General features: G+C 41.2%; 1 protein-coding gene. It reads left to right on the top strand.

The genetic code is table 11. The annotated features are described in order from the left end of the window. Window positions 1–781, top strand: a 781-nt coding sequence (locus AR442_RS08655) for a condensation domain-containing protein (RefSeq protein WP_157843464.1), incomplete at both ends; no start/stop codon positions are given.

The raw sequence follows: 781 nt of genomic DNA, 5'->3' as shown, positions 1-781 counted from the left end.
TAGGAATATCTCCAGTCGGCATAGAGGATAGTTTCTTTGAACTGGGAGGACATTCGTTAAAAGCGACGGCAGCCATTAATGCCATCGAGAAGAAGACAGGGATTCGTTTGCCAGTCAAAGATATATTTAGTTCACCAACTCCTGTCATGTTGTCGAGAAAGATTGAGGCCGCGGGAGAAGGCGAATATAGTCCAATACCACAAGCAGAACAGAGAGAAGCTTATCCAGCATCCTCTACACAGAAACGATTGTTTATTCTGGATCAGATGGAAGGCAACAGTACAGCATATAACATGGCGTCAGCGCTAGAAGTAACAGGTAACCTTGATTTAGAAAAAATACAACAAGCCATAGATCGTCTGATTAAGCGTCATGAGTCGTTGCGAACAAGTTTTGTCATGACAGAAGGAGAAACCTTTCAAGTCATTGCAGACGAGGTATTCTACCAAGTGGAATATGAAGAGACCGACAGCTACAGTGACGCTGACATGGAACAATTTGTACGCCCGTTTGACATCGGAACAGCACCGCTCATGCGTTTTAAAGCAGTCAAAGAAAGAAATCAGAACAACTATATTTTACTATTTGATATGCACCATATTATTTCCGATCATCAGACGCTAAATATATTAATCGAAGATTTCTCACGATTGTATAACGGTGAAGAATTACAACCACTTGAAATCCAATACAAGGATTATAGTGAATGGATGCGTGGCAGAAACCTGGAGAGTCAGAGAAACTATTGGAAAGAAGTATTCAAAGAAGAGGCACCGGTTTT

Source organism: Bacillus velezensis (assembly GCF_001461825.1).
Taxonomy (GTDB): domain Bacteria; phylum Bacillota; class Bacilli; order Bacillales; family Bacillaceae; genus Bacillus; species Bacillus velezensis.
Note: the sequence above shows the minus strand (reverse complement) of the source record. Positions and strands in the feature narration are given on the sequence as shown.